This window comes from Sphingomonas faeni, assembly GCF_024273235.1.
Classification (GTDB): Bacteria; Pseudomonadota; Alphaproteobacteria; order Sphingomonadales; family Sphingomonadaceae; genus Sphingomonas; species Sphingomonas faeni_A.
Map to the genome: position 1 here is coordinate 17,950 of NZ_JANBVH010000001.1, position 18,830 is coordinate 36,779.

The 18,830-nt window shown below is 67.0% G+C and carries 16 protein-coding genes, 1 tRNA gene and 1 pseudogene; 9 read left to right on the forward strand and 9 right to left on the reverse strand.

The window, feature by feature from the left end; translation table 11 throughout:
* Window positions 1-144: 144 nt before the first annotated feature.
* Window positions 145-1,581 (forward strand): DEAD/DEAH box helicase, encoded by a 1,437-nt coding sequence (locus NLI89_RS00085; protein ID WP_254685120.1) that lies wholly within the window; start codon window positions 145-147, stop codon window positions 1,579-1,581.
* 59 nt (window positions 1,582-1,640) lie between these two features.
* Complete coding sequence (locus NLI89_RS00090; RefSeq protein WP_254685121.1) at window positions 1,641-1,907, forward strand: hypothetical protein; 267 nt, start codon at window positions 1,641-1,643, stop codon at window positions 1,905-1,907.
* 222 nt (window positions 1,908-2,129) lie between these two features.
* On the opposite strand, the gene NLI89_RS00095 is transcribed toward NLI89_RS00090, so the two are convergent.
* From NLI89_RS00095 to NLI89_RS00115, 5 genes and pseudogenes are all read right to left on the reverse strand, one after another.
* Window positions 2,130-2,795 (reverse strand): nitroreductase, encoded by a 666-nt coding sequence (locus NLI89_RS00095; protein ID WP_254685122.1) that lies wholly within the window; start codon window positions 2,793-2,795, stop codon window positions 2,130-2,132.
* 112 nt (window positions 2,796-2,907) lie between these two features.
* Entirely contained in the window at window positions 2,908-4,221 is a 1,314-nt protein-coding gene (hslU, locus tag NLI89_RS00100; RefSeq protein ID WP_254685123.1) for an ATP-dependent protease ATPase subunit HslU, read from the reverse strand.
* 126 nt (window positions 4,222-4,347) lie between these two features.
* The gene (gene hslV, locus NLI89_RS00105; RefSeq protein ID WP_056053053.1) at window positions 4,348-4,890 is read right to left on the reverse strand and encodes an ATP-dependent protease subunit HslV; all 543 of its coding nucleotides are present in this window, start codon (window positions 4,888-4,890) and stop codon (window positions 4,348-4,350) included.
* Between the two features lie 295 nt (window positions 4,891-5,185).
* A pseudogene (locus NLI89_RS00110) lies at window positions 5,186-5,419 on the reverse strand (3TM-type holin); the annotation flags it as partial.
* A gap of 87 nt (window positions 5,420-5,506) precedes the next feature.
* Window positions 5,507-6,043 carry a glycoside hydrolase family 108 protein gene (locus tag NLI89_RS00115; protein ID WP_254685124.1) on the reverse strand — a complete coding sequence of 179 codons (537 nt, stop codon included), beginning with the start codon at window positions 6,041-6,043 and terminating at the stop codon, window positions 5,507-5,509.
* Between the two features lie 488 nt (window positions 6,044-6,531).
* Between NLI89_RS00115 and NLI89_RS00120 the strand changes: the two genes are divergently transcribed.
* Entirely contained in the window at window positions 6,532-8,814 is a 2,283-nt protein-coding gene (locus NLI89_RS00120; RefSeq protein WP_254685125.1) for an NADP-dependent malic enzyme, read from the forward strand.
* Window positions 8,815-9,041: 227 nt separating this feature from the next.
* On the opposite strand, the gene NLI89_RS00125 is transcribed toward NLI89_RS00120, so the two are convergent.
* Window positions 9,042-9,118: transfer RNA gene (locus NLI89_RS00125), tRNA-Pro, on the reverse strand.
* A gap of 284 nt (window positions 9,119-9,402) precedes the next feature.
* On the opposite strand from NLI89_RS00125, the gene yajC reads away from it, so the two are divergent.
* From yajC to NLI89_RS00145, 4 genes are read left to right on the forward strand one after another with little or no spacing between them, the layout of a single operon-like run.
* The gene (yajC, locus tag NLI89_RS00130) at window positions 9,403-9,741 is read left to right on the forward strand and encodes a preprotein translocase subunit YajC (protein WP_254685126.1); all 339 of its coding nucleotides are present in this window, start codon (window positions 9,403-9,405) and stop codon (window positions 9,739-9,741) included.
* Window positions 9,741-11,345, forward strand: coding sequence for a protein translocase subunit SecD (gene secD, locus NLI89_RS00135; RefSeq protein ID WP_254685127.1), 1,605 nt, complete (start codon window positions 9,741-9,743; stop codon window positions 11,343-11,345). Before yajC ends, secD begins: the two co-directional genes overlap by 1 nt.
* Window positions 11,346-11,359: 14 nt before the next feature.
* On the forward strand, window positions 11,360-12,334 hold the full coding sequence (secF, locus tag NLI89_RS00140; protein ID WP_254685128.1) for a protein translocase subunit SecF: 975 nt from the start codon (window positions 11,360-11,362) through the stop codon (window positions 12,332-12,334).
* Window positions 12,335-12,709, forward strand: coding sequence for an Mth938-like domain-containing protein (locus NLI89_RS00145; protein WP_060526420.1), 375 nt, complete (start codon window positions 12,335-12,337; stop codon window positions 12,707-12,709).
* Window positions 12,710-12,847: 138 nt separating this feature from the next.
* On the opposite strand, the gene NLI89_RS00150 is transcribed toward NLI89_RS00145, so the two are convergent.
* Together NLI89_RS00150 and NLI89_RS00155 are read right to left on the reverse strand one after the other, a co-directional pair.
* A complete protein-coding gene (locus tag NLI89_RS00150) occupies window positions 12,848-14,023 on the reverse strand; it encodes a glycosyltransferase (RefSeq protein ID WP_254685129.1) in 1,176 nt (391 codons plus the stop codon).
* Window positions 14,024-14,506: 483 nt separating this feature from the next.
* Window positions 14,507-15,331 carry a class I mannose-6-phosphate isomerase gene (locus NLI89_RS00155; RefSeq protein WP_254685130.1) on the reverse strand — a complete coding sequence of 275 codons (825 nt, stop codon included), beginning with the start codon at window positions 15,329-15,331 and terminating at the stop codon, window positions 14,507-14,509.
* A gap of 146 nt (window positions 15,332-15,477) precedes the next feature.
* Between NLI89_RS00155 and NLI89_RS00160 the strand changes: the two genes are divergently transcribed.
* Entirely contained in the window at window positions 15,478-16,422 is a 945-nt protein-coding gene (locus tag NLI89_RS00160; RefSeq protein WP_254685131.1) for an outer membrane protein assembly factor BamD, read from the forward strand.
* Window positions 16,423-16,512: 90 nt separating this feature from the next.
* Complete coding sequence (gene recN, locus NLI89_RS00165; protein ID WP_254685132.1) at window positions 16,513-18,177, forward strand: DNA repair protein RecN; 1,665 nt, start codon at window positions 16,513-16,515, stop codon at window positions 18,175-18,177.
* Window positions 18,178-18,374: 197 nt separating this feature from the next.
* On the opposite strand, the gene NLI89_RS00170 is transcribed toward recN, so the two are convergent.
* A complete protein-coding gene (locus tag NLI89_RS00170; RefSeq protein WP_254685133.1) occupies window positions 18,375-18,713 on the reverse strand; it encodes a hypothetical protein in 339 nt (112 codons plus the stop codon).
* Between the last annotated feature and the right edge of the window lie 117 nt (window positions 18,714-18,830).

Genomic DNA, 18,830 nt, shown 5'->3' on the forward strand with positions numbered 1-18,830 from the left:
GCAGCGTGATTGGACCTTTACGGTCTTAGCTCCGCCTCGGTCGTTTCCAACGGGCTTCCCTTTTCACGCGGGGTGTCAAAACACCACCGCCCCTCGCGCATCCCTGTGTGGATTCGCGAGCCCGGCACATTTGAGAGACTCTACATGTCATTTGCAAACCTCGGCCTGGCCGAGCCGCTCGTCCGCGCGCTCGAAGCCAAGGGCTATACCGAACCGACGCCGATCCAGGCGCAGTCGATCCCGATCCTGCTCGAGGGCGGCGATCTGCTCGGCATCGCGCAGACCGGCACCGGCAAGACCGCGGCGTTCGTGCTGCCGTCGATCCAGCGCCTGACCGAGAACCAGAAGCGCGTCCTGCCGACGCATTGCCGCATGCTGGTGCTCGCACCGACGCGCGAACTGGCCAGCCAGATCGCCGACAGCGCCCGCGCCTACGGCCAGTTCAGCAAGATGTCGGTGACGACCGTGTTCGGCGGCACCAGCATCAACAAGAACCGCCAGGACATGAGCCGCGGCGTCGACATCCTCGTCGCGACGCCGGGCCGCCTGATCGACCTGATCGAGCAGGGCTTCGTGAACCTGTCGATGATCGAGATCCTCGTGCTGGACGAAGCCGACCAGATGATGGATCTCGGCTTCATCCATGCGCTGAAGAAGATCGTCCGCATGCTGCCGAAGAAGCGCCAGACCTTGTTCTTCTCGGCGACGATGCCGGTCGCGATCCGCGAGTTGGCCAGCCAGTTCCTGCTCGACCCGAAGACGGTGTCGGTGAAGCCGGCCGCGACCACCGCCGAGCGCGTCGACCAGTATGTCACCTTCTGCAACCAGTCGGAGAAGCAGGCGCTGCTGACGATCACGCTGGCCGATCCGGCAATCGACCGCGCGCTCGTCTTCACGCGCACCAAGCATGGCGCCGACCGCGTCGTGAAGCTGCTCGCGGGCAACGGCATCGCGTCGAACGCGATCCACGGCAACAAGAGCCAGGGCCAGCGCGAGCGGGCACTCGGCGAGTTCAAGCAGGGCAAGGTCAAGGTCCTGATCGCGACCGACATTGCCGCGCGAGGGATCGACGTCTCGGGCGTTTCGCACGTCATCAACTTCGAGCTGCCCAACGTCGCCGAGCAGTATGTCCACCGCATCGGCCGTACCGCGCGTGCGGGTGCCAGCGGCATCGCCGTCGCGTTCTGCGCGGATGACGAGAAGGCGTACCTGCGCGACATCGAGCGGATCACCCGCCAGAAGGTCCAGGTGCGCGCATTGCCTGAGGATTTCGTCAACCTGTCCAACCAGATCAAGCAGACGCGTGTGAAGACGATGGGCGCCGATCCCGAGGTCCGGATCGACCGTCCGCGCGATCCGGCACGTCCGCGCGCGACGCATTCGCCGAGGGCGACCGGGTCGACCGGCCGCAACTATGCGGGTGCCAGTCGTGGTGGCCAGGGTGGCGGCCAAGGCGGCGGCGGTCGTCCGCAGGGTGGCGGTCGTCCCGGCGGTCAGGGCGGTGGTCGTCCGGCTGGCGGCGGCAATGGCGGCGGCGGCCGTGGTCCTGCGCGTGGCGCGGGTTCGGGCCCGGCACGCTAAAAGGAGCATTCGTTCGCCTCGCGGGTTTGGTATAGACCAGTCCCGCGAGGAGAATGCTCATGGACGTTTCCACGACCCCCGTTGCCGAACGCGTCGCGCGCGTGCTGGCGGGACAGCGGATCAGCTGCAACGCAGGTGGCGATGCCGAGTCGGCGTCGCGGCTGATCGACGATGCGTGGCCGGATTATCTGCCGGATGCGCTGGCGGTGCTGAAGACGTTGCGCGAGCCTGACAAGGCGATGGCCGCGGCGGGTGACCCTGCGGTCTGGGAGGCGATGATCCTGGCTGGGATCAAGGGCGCGAAGCCGGTGACGGTGGTTCTCTAAAAAGCTTGTTTCCCCGCGAAGGCGGGGACCCGGTCGGGGTTCCCGCCTTCGCGGGTGAACAAACTTGTCGTATGCACACTTGGCACGCACACTCCACCCCGGCGGAGGCCGGGGCCCAATTGGCAAAGCCGGCGTGACCGTGCGCGGCTTCACCATAAGCGTTCCCCAATTGGGCCCCGGCCTTCGCCGGGGTGGTGTTTTGGTTGGCGACGATGGCCGATCTCAGCCAATTGTCGTCAACCAATTCGCTTCGTCTGCACGCCCCGTGCGCAACGCATTGGCAGGCGCGCTCTTGTCTTCGTGGCCGATCGCCATGCCGCAGAAGAGCATGCGGTCTTCCGGTATGCCGAGAAACGATCCGATCGTTTCCGGATACATCGCCCAGCATTCCTGCGGGCAGGTGGCGAGGCCGGCATCCACCGCGAGCAGCATCAGGTTTTGCAGGTACATGCCGAGGTCCGACCATTGCGGTGGGCCCATTCGCCTGTCGACCGTGCAGAAATAGGCGGCGGGCGCACCGAAGAATTCGAAGTTTCGGGCGAACCATTTCTGCCGCGCGGGCTTGTCGTCGCGGGGGATGCCGAGGTGCGCGTACATCGCTTCGCCGACGGCGTAGCGGCGGTCGCGGTAGGGGGCGACTAACTCCTTGGGATAGATGTCGTAGGCTGGTGTTTCGGTAATGCCGGTGGCGATCTTTTCGGCCATGATGGTCTTGAGGCGGGTCATGGGTTCGCCTTGGACTATGGCGATGTGCCAGGGCTGGAGGTTGCCGCCGGTTGCGGCCCGGGATGCTTTTGTGGCCAGGTCGTGGAGGAGAGTTGCGTCGACGGGGGTGTCGAGGAAGCCTCGGACGGAGCGGCGAGCGGCGATGGCTTCGGTCACGTCCATGGCATTCTCCGTCACGTTTCGGTTTTCCTGCGAACGCAGGAACCCAGGTTCACGCACGGAGCGCCTGGGATCCTGGATTCCTGCATTCGCAGGAAAACGTTAGGCTTGGCCTTTACAGCACGAAGCGGCTGAGGTCGGTGTTGCGGGCGATTTCCTTTAGCTGGCTGTCGACGTACGCCCCGTCGATGACGAGGTTCGAGCCGCCGCGGTCCTCCGCGTTGTAGCTCACCTCCTCCAGCAGCTTTTCCATCACCGTCTGCAAGCGCCGCGCGCCGATATTCTCGATCTCCGAATTCACCTCGGCGGCGATGCGGGCGATCGCGGCGATGCCGTCTTCGGTGAATTCGATGCCGACGCCTTCGGTGGCGATCAGCGCCTTGTATTGCAGCGGCAGCGACGCCTTGGTGTCCGACAGGATCGCGACGAAATCGGCTTCGGTGAGCCCCTTCAGTTCGACGCGGATCGGCAGGCGGCCCTGCAACTCGGGGAGCAGGTCGCTCGGCTTGGCGACGTGGAACGCGCCCGACGCGATGAAGAGGATGTGGTCGGTCTTCATCGGGCCGTATTTGGTCGCCACCGTCGTGCCTTCGATCAAGGGTAGCAGGTCGCGCTGCACGCCTTCGCGGCTGATCGAACCGCCGCGGCCGTCCGAGACGGCGATCTTGTCGATCTCGTCCAGGAATACGATGCCGTTGGCTTCCGCGTCCGCCAAGGCGGCGCGGCTGACCTCGTCCTGGTCGAGGCGCTTGTCGGCCTCTTCCTCGACGAGCTTGTCCCACGCAGCGTGGACCGTCAGTTTCCGCCGCTTGAGCTGCTGGCCGCCGCCGAACGACTTCATCATCTCGCCAAGGTTGATCATCTGCGGTGCGCCGCCGGGGATGTCGAACGGCATGGCCGGGGCCTGCTCGATCTCGATCTCGACTTCGGCATTGTTGAGATGACCGTCGAGGAAGCGCTGCTTGAAGCTTTCGCGCGTCGCTTCGCTGGCGTTCTTGCCGGTGAGCGCGTCGAGCAAGCGCGACATTGCCGCCTCCTCCGCCTTGTCCTTGACGGCGACGCGGCGGCGTTCCTTCTCTAGGCGGATCGCTTCCTCGACGAGGTCGCGGGCGATCTGTTCGACATCGCGGCCGACATAGCCGACCTCGGTGAACTTGGTCGCCTCGACCTTCACGAACGGCGCGTCGGCGAGCTTGGCGAGGCGGCGGCTGATCTCGGTCTTGCCGCAGCCGGTCGGTCCGATCATCAGGATGTTCTTGGGCGTGACCTCGTCGCGGAGGTCTTCGCTGAGCTGCTGGCGGCGCCAGCGGTTGCGCATCGCGACGGCGACCGCGCGCTTGGCGGCGGCCTGACCGATGATGTGGGCGTCGAGCGCGGCGACGATTTGTTTAGGCGTCAAGGCGGCCTTGGGGGTGAGCTGGTCGTTCATGGGGCTACTCTGCTCCCCTCCCTGGAAGGGAGGGGTTGGGGGTGGGTCGGTATGGGGCGCGGACGGCGTTTCCTCTCGGGCCGACCCACCCCCGGCCCCTCCCTTCCAGGGAGGGGTGAAGGCAGATCAGGTCGTGCTGTCCATCGTTTCGACCGTGAGGCGGTCGTTGGTGTAGACGCAGAGTTCGGACGCGATGTGCATTGCCTTGCGGCACAACACCTCGGCGTCGGTCTCGTATTCGACCAGCGCTCGGGCGGCGGCGAGCGCGTAGTTGCCGCCGGAGCCGATCGCGGCGACGCCGTTCTCGGGTTCGAGCACGTCGCCATTGCCGGTGAGGATCAGCGTCACGTCCTTGTCGGCGACGATCATCATCGCCTCGAGGTTGCGGAGGAACTTGTCGGTGCGCCAGTCCTTGGCGAGTTCGACCGCGGCGCGCAGCAGCTGCCCCTGGTGCGCCTCGAGTTTCCGCTCGAGGCGTTCGAACAGGGTGAAGGCGTCGGCGGTCGCGCCGGCGAACCCGCCGATTACGCTGCCGTCACCGAGGCGGCGGACTTTCCGCGCGTTGGGTTTCATGACGGTCTGGCCCATCGAGACCTGGCCGTCGCCGATGACGACGACCTTGCCGCCGCGGCGGACCGAGAGGATGGTGGTGCCGTGCCAGGTCGGCATGGCGTGGGGGTCGTTGCTCATGGCAGCGATGTAGGGTTTGGTTTTGGGGGTGCAACGGGGTCCGACCATGTCCGCTTACGCTACCTCCTGCCGTTCGTCCCGAGTAGCGATCGAGCTTGTCGAGAGTGCGTATCGAGGGATTGAGGTTGCGCGCGTCACCTGTACCTCGATACGCGCCCTCGATACGCCCAAGCGGGCTACTCGGTCGCTACTCGGCACGAACGGTTAGGGGGTGGCGGTAATGCGCGCGCGGTTATGGGAGTGGCGGTAAGGGCCGTGGCGGTAAGGGTGCGCGTCACCGCCCCTTCCCCCATTCCCGCGCGACCGTGTAGCCGAGATAGCCGGTGCCGAAGAGCGCGTAGAGCGGTTCGGGGATTGCGTTTAGATATGCCGCCATCCCGGCCGCGATCGCCTGCGCCATTTGCGGGCGGACGGCGGCGATCAGGCCGGCGGGGATCGCGCCGAGCAGCAATGTGTACATCACGTAGAGGAACGTGGGGCGGGCTCGGGTGATCCAGGGGTCTGGCGCTGGATCAAGGGGTTGCGGGGTCATTGGCTGCCTCCGGCAAAAGTGAAGTACAGGAAGTGTAGACGCTGGGAGCGTTTCGCCGGGGCGTCAGGTGCGGTTCGCTAGCCAGCCGTAGAGGAAGGCTTCGTTGGCGGGGCGGGTCTCGGCGAGGGCGACGTAGCGTTCGCCTTGCAGCGCCTCGATCGCTTTCAGGAGCACGGTTTCGCCGCCGGGTTTGCGGCGGGCGAGGAAGGCGTCGAGGGCGGTTAAAGTTGCCGGGCCGATGCGGCCGTCGAGGGTCATGTCGGAATAGTCGGTGGCACCTCGGTTGAGCGCGTTGAGCGCGCGTTGGAGGAAGGTGGCGGCCACCGCGGGGCCCATGTTGACGCCGGTGTCGAAGAGTTCTTCGGCGATTCTGGGCGCTCGGGAGGCGATCTGGTCGAAGGCGGGGCGGGTCCAGTAGAGGCGGCGGTAGATGGTTTCCGCCTGCTCGCGGGGGAAAGTGCGCATGTCGCCGGTGTAGCCGTTGGCGCGGGCTACGCCTTGCGTGATGCCGTAGCGGGTGGGGCCGCCTCGGTCTGCCGGGTGGTTGGTGTAGCCGCCTTCGCGGTCGATGACGGCGTCGATCAGGGTGTCGATGGTCATGGCTGGCTCCCGGTTTTGTCGGCGGGGAGCGAACCATATTGGTTCGTTGTAGGACAGGGATTTTTGGTGTTTGCCTCCCTCCTTGCTCCCCTCCCTGGAAGGGAGGGGTTGGGGGTGGATTGGCCTGCTTGGGTCCTCTTGCGTTCGTATGCGGAAGCCGACCCACCCCCTGCCCCTCCCTTCCAGGGAGGGGGGAAGGCAAAGTGCTTTCCCGACCCTCTCCATCCTCTGAACCGCCCCGGCGGAGGCCGGGGTCCAGTTGGGGGCGGTGCTGGCTGGGGGCGGCGCTTCGTTAGGTCCGACGTTCCAATTGGGCCCCGGCCTTCGCCGGGGTGGTGGCGTATGGTGCCCCCCCCAAACCGACGCTACGTCCGCGCGGGGTTGGCGGATCGCCTCCCCTGCGGCTATGCGCTGCCTTGAACAGTCGCCGCGAGCTTTGCCCGCGCGCTCAACCCGGTCGCCGCCGCGGCCGACAGGTTAGGAAGACCATGGAAGACGATTTCCGCAAGGCCGCGCTCGATTATCACCGCTATCCCAAGCCCGGTAAGCTCTCGGTCGAGGCGACCAAGCGGATGGCGACGCAGCGCGATCTGGCGCTCGCTTACTCGCCGGGCGTGGCGGCTGCGTGCGAGGAAATCGCCGCCGATCCGGACAAGGCGCGCGATTACACCGCACGCGGCAACCTCGTCGCCGTGATCACCAACGGGACCGCGGTGCTCGGGCTCGGCGCGATCGGCGCGCTGGCGTCGAAGCCGGTGATGGAGGGCAAGGCGGTGCTCTTCAAGAAATTCGCCGGCATCGATTGCTTCGACATCGAGATCGACCAGCTCGATCCGCAGGCGTTCATCGAGGCGGTCCGCGTGCTCGAGCCGACCTTCGGCGGGATCAATCTCGAGGACATCAAGGCGCCTGAGTGCTTCGAGATCGAGACGAAGCTGCGCGAGGTCATGAACATCCCGGTGTTCCACGACGACCAGCACGGCACCGCGATCGTGTGCGCCGCCGCGGTGCGCAACGTGCTCGAACTGCGCGGCAAGCGGCTCGACCAGATGAAGCTGGTGACGTCGGGTGCAGGCGCGGCGGCGCTGGCGACGGTCGATTTGCTGGTGTCGATGGGGCTCAACCCCGAGAACGTGACGCTGACCGATATCGCCGGCGTCGCGCATGCCGATCGCGGCGACGTGATGCCGCCGAACATGGCGCGCTATGCACGCAAGACGAATGCGCGGACCTTGCCGGACGTGCTGGAGGGAGCGGACATCTTCCTCGGCCTGTCGGCGCCGCGCGTGCTGAAACAGGAGTGGCTGCATCTGCTGGCGCCCGATCCGCTGATCCTGGCGCTGGCGAATCCCGAGCCGGAGATTCAGCCGGCGCTGGTGCATGCGACGCGGCCCGACGCGATCATCGCCACTGGCCGCTCGGATTTTCCAAACCAGGTCAACAACGTGCTGTGCTTCCCGTTCATTTTTCGCGGCGCGCTCGACGTCGGCGCGACCGAGATCAACGAGGCGATGAAGGTCGCGGCGGTCGATGCGATCGCGGCGCTCGCACGGGCCACTGCATCCGACGTGGTCGTTACCGCTTATGGCGGCGCGACGCCGGTGTTCGGGCCGACCTACATCATCCCCAAGCCATTCGATCCGCGGCTGATCCTGCATGTCGCGCCGGCGGTGGCCAAGGCAGCGATGGATTCGGGCGTGGCGACCCGGCCGATCGAGGATTTCGATGCGTATCTGCGCGATCTCGAAGTGTTCGTGTACCGTTCGGGCCAGCTGATGCGGCCGATCTTCGCGCGGGCCAAGCAGGCGGGGCGATCGATCGCGTATGGCGAGGGCGAGGACGACCGGACGCTGCGCGCGGTGCAGACGGTGATCGACGAGGGCATCGGGCGGCCGGTGCTGATCGGGCGGCGCGACGTGATCGGCCAGAAGATCGAGGCGAGCGGCCTGCGCATGACGATCGGCGGCGATGTCGAGGTGCTCGATCCGGGTACCGACCGCGAGGTGTTCGACCCGTTGCTCGCCGGCTATAATGCGCTGGTCGGCCGTCGCGGCACGCCGCCCGACAGCGCCGAGCGTGCACTGCGGACGCGGCCGAGCGTGGCGGCAGCGATGCTGCTGCGCGAGGGGCGCGTCGATGCGGCGCTGTGTGGCGGCATCGGCGACTGGTGGACGCAGATGACGTACATCATGCCGCTGATCCCGCGGATGCCGGGCGTCTCGCGACTGTACGCGATGTCGGCGGTGATCCTGCGGACCGGCAGTCTGTTCTTCTGCGATACGCACGTGACGGTTGATCCGACTGCCGAGCAGATCGCCGAGATGACGCTGCTGGCGGCCGAAGCGGTGCGCGCGTTCGCGATCGAGCCGAAGGCGGCGTTGCTGTCGCATTCGAGCTTCGGTGCGTCGCGGTCACCGTCGGCGCAGAAGATGCGCGCGGGACATGCGTTGCTGAAGGCGGCGGCGCCGGAGTTCGAGTTCGACGGCGAGATGCACGGCGATGCGGCGCTGTCGGAGGCGCTGCGGCGCCGGCTGGTGGCGGACAGCCCGCTGACGGGCTCGGCGAATTTGCTGGTGATGCCGAACATCGATGCGGCGAACATCGCGGTGTCGCTGCTGTCGGCGTCGACCGAGTCGCTGCCGCTGGGGCCGATGCTGCTGGGGCTTGCGAAACCGCTGCAGATGCTGGTGCCGAGCGTGACGGCGCGGGGGATCGTGAATCTGAGCGCGGTGGCGGTGGGCCATGCGGCGACGGTGAGCGAGACGGCGTAGGGACTTATACGGCTCCTTCCCTTCTTCTTTCGCCCCTCCCTGGAAGGGAGGGGTTGGGGGTGGGTCGGGTTCCGCATAGTCGAACGCTTGGGGCTCGAACCGGCCTACCCACCCCCAGCCCCTCCCTTTCAGGGAGGGGAGCGCGGTTGTGGACGCGGCGAGCGTGGCGCGCATCAACGGCTTGGCTGCCTTGAGCAGCGCCGCGTATTCTCATCAATGTAAGAAAATGGTCGGAGCGACAGGATTCGAACCTGCGACCCCCACACCCCCAGTGTGGTGCGCTACCAGGCTGCGCTACGCTCCGACCGAACGGGCCGCAAGGCGACCCGAGGGGGGCGCACTACGCGGGGTCCGCGCCGGATGCAAGTGCGAACACCGCGGCGATTTCAGCGGCGGGGTCAGCGGGGGAGCCAGATGCGCCCGGTCGCATGACGCCCACGTCTCATCCTGTGGCGATCTGTTGCGCGCGGTTCCAAGCGATGATAGCGGGCGGACCAATGCGGGCGCGATGCGCGACGTCCTGCCCGACCCATCCTTCAAGCCGGACTTGGCCCTCGGCCAGCGACGGCCAGCCAGATACGGAACTCGATGTTCATCTCACCAGCATATGCCCAGGCCGCAGACGGCGCCACAGCCGGGGGCGGGATCGCCTCGTTCCTGAGCCTCGCGCCGCTTTTCCTCGTGTTCGTCGTGTTCTATTTCCTGATGATCCGCCCGCAGCAAAAGCGCATGAAGGCGCTGCAGGCGTCGGTCGCCGCGGTGAGGAAGAACGACAGCGTCGTGACGTCGGGCGGGATCCTCGGCAAGGTGACCAAGGTCGAGGATAATATCGTCGAGGTCGAGATCGCGCCGAACGTTCGCGTGCGGGTCGTCAAGGCGACGCTGACCGACATCACCAGCCCGAACACGAAACCGGCCAACGACTGATGCTGGATTTTCCGCGCTGGAAGGTCGGGTCGATCATCGGGTTGCTGGTGGCATTGTGCCTGCTGGCGATCCCGAGTTTCCTCCCCGAGAGCACCACGAGCAAATGGGGCAACATTCCCCATCCGCACATCAATCTCGGGCTCGATCTCGCCGGCGGCAGCTACCTGCTGCTCGAGGCGGATACAGCCGACCTCGCCGCGACGCGGATCGAGGCGATGCGCGACAGCGTGGCGGGAACGATGCGCAACGGAAGCCCGCGGATCGAGATCGGCGACATTTCGACGCGCGGCGGCCAGCTGACCTTCCTGCTGCGTGACCCGTCGCAGGTCGACGCGGCGCGCGAGCGGCTGCTGGCGATCACCGGCGGTGGCGCCGGGATGAGCGGCCAGCGTGAGTGGGACATCAACGTCGTCGACACGAGCCGCTTCGTCCTCAAGCCGACCGAAGCCGGCCTGACACAGGCGATCGACACGGCGATGAACGATGCGACCGAAGTCGTCCGCCGCCGCATCGACGAACTCGGTACGAGGGAGCCGACGATCGTTCGCCAAGGCGCGACGCGGATCGTCGTCCAGGTGCCGGGGTTGAAGAACCCGCAGGCGCTGAAGGATCTGCTCGGCAAGACCGCCAAGCTCGAGTTCAAGCTGGTCGACGAGACCGCGAACCCGGCCGATCTGGTCAAGGGCATCGCGCCGGTCGGCAGCCAGGTCCTGCCCTACCCAGGCAATCCGCTGGGCGTGCCGTTCATCGCGGTCAAGCGCTCGGTGATCATCTCGGGCGACCAACTCGCCGATGCACGCCAGGAGTTCGAACCGCAGACCAACGCGCCGCAGGTGGCGATCACGTTCAACGCGGTCGGCGGGCGTCGCTTCGCCAAGGTCACGACGGACAATACGGGCAAGCCGTTCGCGATCATCCTCGACAACCAGGTGATCTCCGCACCGAACATCAATGAGCCGATCCTCGGCGGTCGCGCGTCGATCTCGGGCAACTTCACCGTCGAGTCGGCGAACGCGCTGGCGATCACGCTGCGATCAGGCAAGCTGCCGGTCGCGCTGAAGACGATCGCCGAGAGCACCGTCAGCCCCGATCTCGGCAAGGATTCGATCCGTGCCGGCGTGCTCGCGTCGATCGTCGCCGCGCTGCTCGTGATCGTATTCATGTTCGTCACCTATGGGCGGTTCGGCCTGTATGCGAACCTTGCGGTGGTCATCAACATCCTGGTCATCGTCGCCGTCATGGCGATGCTGAACGCGACGCTGACCTTGCCCGGTATCGCCGGGTTCGTGCTGACGATCGGGACCGCGGTGGATGCCAACGTGCTGATCAACGAGCGCATTCGCGAGGAGCGGCGACGCGGGCGTAGCGTCGTCCAGTCGGTCGAACTCGGCTACAAGGAAGCATCGCGCACGATCTTCGAGGCGAACGTGACCCACGCCATCACCGGCGTGATCATGCTGCTGCTCGGCTCGGGTCCGGTGAAGGGCTTCGCGGTCGTGCTGTTGATCGGGATCTGCACGTCGGTGTTCACCGCCGTCACGTTCACGCGGATGATGGTCGCCCTGTGGCTGCGGAAGAACCGCCCCACCACGATCAATATTTGAGGCGGGAGATAACCATGCGCCTGCTGAAACTCGTACCCGACAACACCAACCTCAAGTTCGTCTCGCTCCGTAAATGGGCGTTCGGGCTGACCCTGATCCTTTCGCTGCTCGCGGTCGGCCTCGTCGCATTCCGCGGCCTGAACATGGGCGTCGATTTCGTCGGTGGCGTGCTGATCGAACAGAACTTCGCGACGCCGCCGTCGATCGAGGCCGTCCGGACCGAGGTCGACCGGCTCGGCGTCGGCGAGGCGTCGATCCAGTCGTTCAGCGATCCCAAGACGCTGTCGATCCGGTTGCCCTTGCCCGAAAGCGGTGACGAAGGCGCCACCAACCGACTGGTGAAGAAGGTGTCGGACGACATCGTCACGAAATTCCCGGGCTCGACCTTCTCGAAATACGACACGATCTCGGGCAAGGTCTCCGACGAGCTGATCACCAAGGGGCTGCTTGCGGTGGGTCTCTCGATCCTGGGCATCGCGCTGTTCGCGGTGGTGCGGTTCGAATGGCAGTTCGGCGTGTCGACCATCGTCGCGATCGTCCATGATCTGCTGATGACGCTTGGCTTCTTCGCGCTCATGCGGGACTATTTCGAGGTCGACCTGAACATCGTCGCGGCGGTGCTGACGATCATCTCGTACTCGATCAACGACAAGATCGTGATCGACGACCGCATCCGTGAGAACATGCGCCGGTACCGCAAGATGGACATGCGCGAGATCATCGACCTGTCGGTGAACGAGACGCTGCCGCGCACGGTGATGACGTCCGTGACGATCCTGCTCGCGCTGTTCGCGATGCTGATCCTTGGTGGCCATGTGCTGCGCGGGTTCACCGCGGCGATGATCCTGGGTATCGTCGTCGGGACGTATTCGTCGATCTACGTGTCGTCGTCGCTGCTGATCACGCTGGGGCTGCGCGCCGATCCTGCACCGCGCAAGGGCGGCGTGCAGGACGGTGCCGAGCGGGTGGGTCCGAAGGTCGAGCGTTAAATGAGGATGGACCGCGAGAAGACCGATGGGCCGATGATCTCGGCGATCGGTCGGGCCGGGTTCAAGGTCGACGACGGCTATTATACCGCGTTGTCGATCAGTCCCGAGCGGGCGGATGGCTGGGAACCACCGGCGTTCGAGGCGCTCGGCGAGGCGGACGTGGCGGCGTTGCTGGCGCTCGATCCGCCGCCGGAGTTCCTGTTGCTGGGGACGGGTTCCGCGCTTCGCCAGCCGCCGCTTGCGTTCAAGCGCGCGGTCGAGGCTCGGGGGTTCGGGATCGAGGCGATGGACAGCCGCGCCGCGGCTCGGGCCTGGGCGGTTCTGCGCGGTGAAGGTCGCTGGATCGTGGCGGCGTTGTACCCGCTCGAGGGGTGAACTCCCTATCCTCCCCCGCAAGGGGGAGGTGGCACCGAAGGTGACGGAGGGGGAGGACACGGAACAGGCGTGCCTCTTACCTCCCCCTCCGTCAGGCAAGCGCCTGACACCTCCCCCTGGCGGGGGAGGATCGATTATTTATCGGTTATCGGCGACCAGCCTCGCGAGGTGCTCGTAGAGCGCGGCGGTGTTGGCTTCCCACGTGAAGGGGGCGGCGACGGCGCGCGTTGCTTGCTGGGTCGGCGGGTCTGCGAGCAGTGTGGCGATCGCGGCTGCGAACGCCAGGCCGTCGCGGATCGTGACCCTGCCGGCGTCGGGCGATGTCACCACCTCGTGCGCGCCGCCGGCATCGGTGATCACGATCGGCGTGCCGCAGGCGAGTGATTCGACCCAGGCGTTGGCGAGGCCTTCCGAATGGGAGGCGAGCGCGCTGACGTCTGCGGCGGCGATCAGCTCGGGCAGTTCGGCGTGCGGGACGGCGCCCAGCAGGCGGATGCGGTCGCCGACGCCGAGTCGCGCGATCAACGCCTCCAGGTCGGCGCGCGCGGGTCCGTGGCCGGCGATCAGGAGCGTGACTCCCGGCAATGCGGCGACCGCCTCGATGACGATGTCGTGGCCCTTGCGGGGCAGGAGTCCACCGATGGCGATGACCAACGGACCGCGGACGCCGAGCCTGGCCTTGGCCGCTATGCGGTCGGCTGCGGGGCGGAAGCGATCCTGGTCGACGCCGGTGTGATGCACCGTGATCCGCTCGGCCGGCATGCCGAGCGCTACCATGTCCTCCTTCATCGCCTTGCTGACCGCGAGCACGCCGGCGGCGCCCTGCCCTGCGTTGCGGACCTGCGCGGCGGTGGCGGGTGCCTCGCCCCAATGGTGGATGTCGGAGCCGCGCGCCTTGATCGAGACGGGGACGCCGTAGCGCTTGCCGAGCGCGATCGCGGCGGGGCCGTCGGGGAAGAAGAACGACGCGTCGATCACGTCGAAGGCAAAGTCCGCGCGGATCGCGTCGAGCAGGGGCACGAGCGCGCGTTCGAGGGCGGCGGCGTGGTAGCGGCCCCTGGTGAACGGGAGCGCGGTGAAACGCGGGCGGTGGACGTCGACGCCCTTCCAGGTTTCGCGCGTCGGCAGGGTGGCGAGGCTGGCATAGTGGCCGATGCGGCGGAGTGGGCCTGGGGGGAGGCCGACCGGTGCTATTGCCACCAGCGACACGTCGGGGTGCGCGGCGAGGCCGAGCGTCTGGCGTTCGACGAAGACGCCGAAATTGGGGCGGGTCGCGTCGGGGAACAGCGTGGAGAGGGTGAGAATGCGGAGCATGGTGGCGGGGGTATAGCGGGGCGCGGGTTAATTGGGCGTGAGTTTGGGGGCGTTCCCCCCTGGCTTTCCACCCCGGCGGAGGCCGGGGCCCAACTGGAAAGGTGGCAATAACAGCTTGCTGCCATCCTTTAGCGACGTCCCCAATGGGCCCCGGTCTTCGCCGGGGTGGTGGAGATGCTGGAGGGGTGGTGAGGTAGGGTCTGCGAGGGGACGTTACCCTCGAAAACCTTGTTTCCCCGCGAGGGCGGGGATCCAGACTGGGCTCCCGCCTTCGCGGGAGAACAAGGACGGGCGGCGTTTTGCTTTTGGCCGGCGGCTGCCGAAGGGGTCACCTCCCCGGCGGAGGCCGGGGTCCAGTCGGGGACCTGAATAACGGAACGCCGCGCGCCATTATGGCCACCTTTCCAACTGGGCCCCGGCCTCCGCCGGGGTGGTGCTCTCCCAGGAGCGGCGGAGCTTTCTTGCCCTGCCGCCGATCCTCAGTCAGATCCGCTTCGTGCCCGGGTATGCAAACAGCACGTCTGCGTCGGGGCTCGTCGAGACCGTCTCGCTGCCGGTCATCGTGGCGCATTCGCCGGCCTTGAATGCGACGCCGGCGACGTCGCCCGAGCCGGTGATCGGGATCACCCAGCCGGTCGTGCCCTCGGGCAGGTTGACGACGTGGTCGCCGCCCTTCCAGCGCTCCAGAACGAATTTCGGCCCCTCGACCATGATCGTGCGGCCGGTCTCGATCTCGATCGGCGGTGCAACGGGGACGTAGGGCGTGGGGTCCGCGACGTCGACACCGTCGTCGAGATGCAGTTCGCGGTCGCTGCCGTAGTCGTACAGGCGATAGGTGGTCTCGGAATTCTGCTGGACCTCGATCACGGTCAGGCCGCCGCCGATCGCGTGGATCGTGTCGGACGCGCAATACATGAAGTCGCCCGGCTTCACCGGCTTCCAGTCGAGCTTGTCCTCGATCGTGCCGTCAATCGCCGAGGCGCGCAGTTCGTCCTTGGACATCGGCTGCTTCGTGCCGACCGCGATCGTCGATGTGGGCTCGGCGGCGAGGATCGTCCAGCACTCGTCCTTGCCGCGCGGCAGGCCGCGCGCGTGCGCCTGGTTGTCGTCGGGATGGACCTGGACCGACAGCTTCTGCGACGTGAACAGGTATTTGATCAGCAGGTCGGGCGTGGTGTTGCCGGGCTCCTGGAACCAGACTTCGCCGATCGGCGGCGAGCCGGCGGCCGGGTCTTCGAAACCGGGCCAGAGCGTGTCGCGACCCCAAGGCTTCTCGACGCGGTGGGTGTGCAACAATGTGGCCGGCATGACATGATCCTCGACGTGAATGACGCAATGGGAATGGGGCGCCAACGCACGACTATTGCCGTGTGATCCGGCCGACGGAAAGGCCCAATGCGGGTATGGCGAAAGGGATTGTTCGCCAAGCCCCGCATACGCTAAGGACAACGCCAATGCGTATCCCCCAGTCTCGTGCCCTCGCGGTCACGCTCATCGCCGCGCTTGCGCTCCCCATGGCCGGTTGTGCGAGCGGTCGCGCGTCCAAGGGCGACCTGCCCTATGTCGCGCGTGACGTGGGCACGCTGTATTCGACCGCCAAGGCGCGGCTCGACCAGGGACGCTACAAGGAAGCAGCCCAGCTGTTCGACGAGGTCGAGCGCCAGCATCCCTATTCGATCTGGGCGCGCCGCGCGCAGATCATGTCGGCGTTCAGCTATTACCTCGCCAAGGATTACACCGCGTCGATCAGCTCGGCGCAGCGCTTCCTCGCGGTGCATCCGGGCAACCGCGATGCGCCCTATGCCTATTATCTGATCGCGCTCGGCTATTACGAGCAGATCACCGACGTGACGCGCGACCAGAAGATCACGCGCCAGGCGCTCGATTCGCTCGGCGAGCTGATGCGGCGCTATCCGAACACGCGCTATGCGTCGGATGCGCGGCTGAAGATCGATCTGGTCAACGACCATCTCGCGGGCAAGGAGATGGAGATCGGGCGGTTCTACGAGACGCGCGGCCAGTGGCTCGCCGCGAACGGTCGGTTCCGCACCGTTATCGACAAGTTCCAGCAGACGACGCACACGCCCGAGGCGCTGATGCGGCTGACCGAGACGTATCTGGCGCTCGGCGTGCCCGTCGAGGCCGAGAAGGCCGGTGCGGTGCTCGGGCGCAACTATCCCGGCACCGACTGGTATCAGCATGCGTACGACCTGCTGAAGAAGAACCAGGTGCCGGCCGTGCCGCCGCTGAAGCCTGGCGAGCAGGTGGTGCCGGTCGGAACCAAGGGTACGCCGTCGGTGATGGTCGAGCTGGACGAGCCGGGTTCGACCCCGACCGGCCCGGCCGAGCGCGCGCCGGCGCCGCGGTCGGCCGGGCAGCCGTCCAACACCGGAAGCTGACGCGCGTCGTCGGGCGATAAAGGCGCGGGTCGTCGGGTTGGAACATAGGGGGATCGCATTGCGCGCCCGTTCGTCTAAGGCGGACATACTATGCTGACCGAACTTTCCATTCGCGACGTGGTGCTGATCGAGGCGCTGGATCTGGGATTCGGCGAGGGACTCGGCGTGCTCACCGGCGAGACCGGCGCGGGGAAGTCGATCCTGCTCGATGCGCTGGGGCTGGCGCTCGGTGGTCGTGGCGACAGCGGGCTGGTGCGGCATGGGGCTGCGCAGGCGGTGGTGACCGCGACGTTCGATGCCCCTGCCCCCGAGTCGCCGCTCGCGCTGCTGTTCGACGAGAACGGGCTGGAGATCGAGCGCGGCGAGCCGCTGATCGTGCGGCGGATCGTCAAGGCGGACGGCGGCAGTCGCGGCTTCGTCAACGACCAGCCGGCGTCAGCGGGGCTGCTGCGTGAGATGGCGCCGCACCTGGTCGAGATCCACGGCCAGCATGACGAGCGCGGGCTGCTCAATGCGCGAGGGCATCGGGCGCTGCTGGATATTTTCGGGCGGACCGAGCCTGGGGCTACCGGGAAAGCGTATGCGGCGTTTCGCGCGGCCGAGGCTGAGTTGGCGGCGGCGCGCGCGGATATCGAGACGGCGGCGCGGGATCGCGAGTGGCTGGAGCATACCGTTGCCGAGCTGACCGCGCTGGCGCCGGTCGCGGGCGAGGAAGAGACGCTGGCGGATACGCGGCGCTCTATGCAGCGCGCGGAGAAGATCGCGGACGACCTGGCGGCGATCGACGACTTCCTTGAGGGGAAGGACGGCGGGATGGCGAAGTTGCGCCAGGCCGCGCGGGTGCTGGAGCGGATCGCGGAGGATCATGTCGCGCTGGGCAATGCGCTGGCGGCGGTCGATCGCGCGGTGATCGAGGCGTCGGTGGCGGAGGAAAGCCTGCGCGATGCGCGGGCGGACATGGCGTATGATCCGCGCGCGCTGGAGGATGACGAGGCGCGGTTGTTCGAGCTGCGGGCGATGGCGCGCAAGCACCGCGTGCAGCCGGATGACCTTGCCGCGCTGGCGGACGAGATGCGCGCGCGGCTGGAGCGGCTGGATGCGGGCGAAGGCGGGATTGCGGTGATCGAGGCTCGGGTCGCGGCGGCGCGGAAGGCGTTCGACGTTGCCTCGGATGCGCTGACGAAGCGGCGGCTGGCGGCGGCGAAACGTCTTGATGTGGCGGTGGCGGGCGAGTTGGCGCCGTTGAAGCTGGATGCGGCGCGGTTCCAGACCGTGGTCGCGCCGCTCGGTGAAGAGGGCTGGTCGGCGGCGGGCAAGGATCGCGTCGAGTTCGAGATCTCGACCAATCCGGGCGCGCCGTTTGCTGCGCTGACCAAGATCGCTAGCGGTGGCGAATTGTCGCGGTTCATCCTCGCGTTGAAGGTGGCGCTGGCGGAAGAGGGCGGCGCGTCGACGATGGTGTTCGACGAGATCGACCGCGGCGTCGGCGGCGCGGTGGCGAGTGCGATCGGCGAGCGACTCGCGCGGCTGGCGCAGAGCACGCAGCTGCTGGTGGTGACGCACAGCCCGCAGGTCGCGGCGCGCGGGGCGAAGCATCTGCTGATCGCGAAGAGCAGCGACGGGACGGTCACGCGGACTGGCGTGCGGGCGCTGTCGGAGGAGGAGCGGCGGGAAGAGATCGCACGGATGCTGTCGGGGGCGCAGATCACGGACGAGGCGCGGGCTCAGGCGGAGCGGTTGCTGGAGCGGGCTTGAAGTCGCTACGTTTCGACAACTTCTCCCCCCTCCCTGAAAGGGAGGGGGCGGGGGTGGGTCGGCTTCCGCATATTCGGACGTCTGCGGCACAAGCCGACCTACCCACCCCAACCCCTCCCTTCCAGGGAGGGGAGCTGACATTTCCCGGGGCGGGGTCAGCTATGTTTCGACTCGCTCTCGTTCGGCTCCCCTCTCAATCAGGGCATCGCCTCTCGCGGGTGGCCTAGGTGGATCTTCAGCACCGGCACGACGATGTAATCGCCGCCGGCCTTCCGCAGGCCGTGGAGCGCTCGACTGCCGAAATCGCCGTCTTCGTGGATCGCGGCGCGGACGGGTGCCTGTTCGGTGTGGATCATGTCGTCGAGCCCGGCCGCGCTGGCGTCGGAGCGGGGCCATAGCGATTGCTGGACACGGTCGTCTGCCGAGGAATCGTCGTTCCAGTCGTAGCCGATCGCCGGGGCCGGTGCGGGGGAGATGCGCTGCGCCGTGGCGGGGACCGAGCAGAGCATCACGAACAGTGTAACTGCTGTTTTCATCGCACCCTCCCCATATCCACCCCGGCGAAGGCCGGGGCCCAGTTGGGGAACAGCAATTGGTGAACGCGGTGCTCCGTTACAACAGCCTTGCCAATTGGGCCCCGGCCTTCGCCGGGG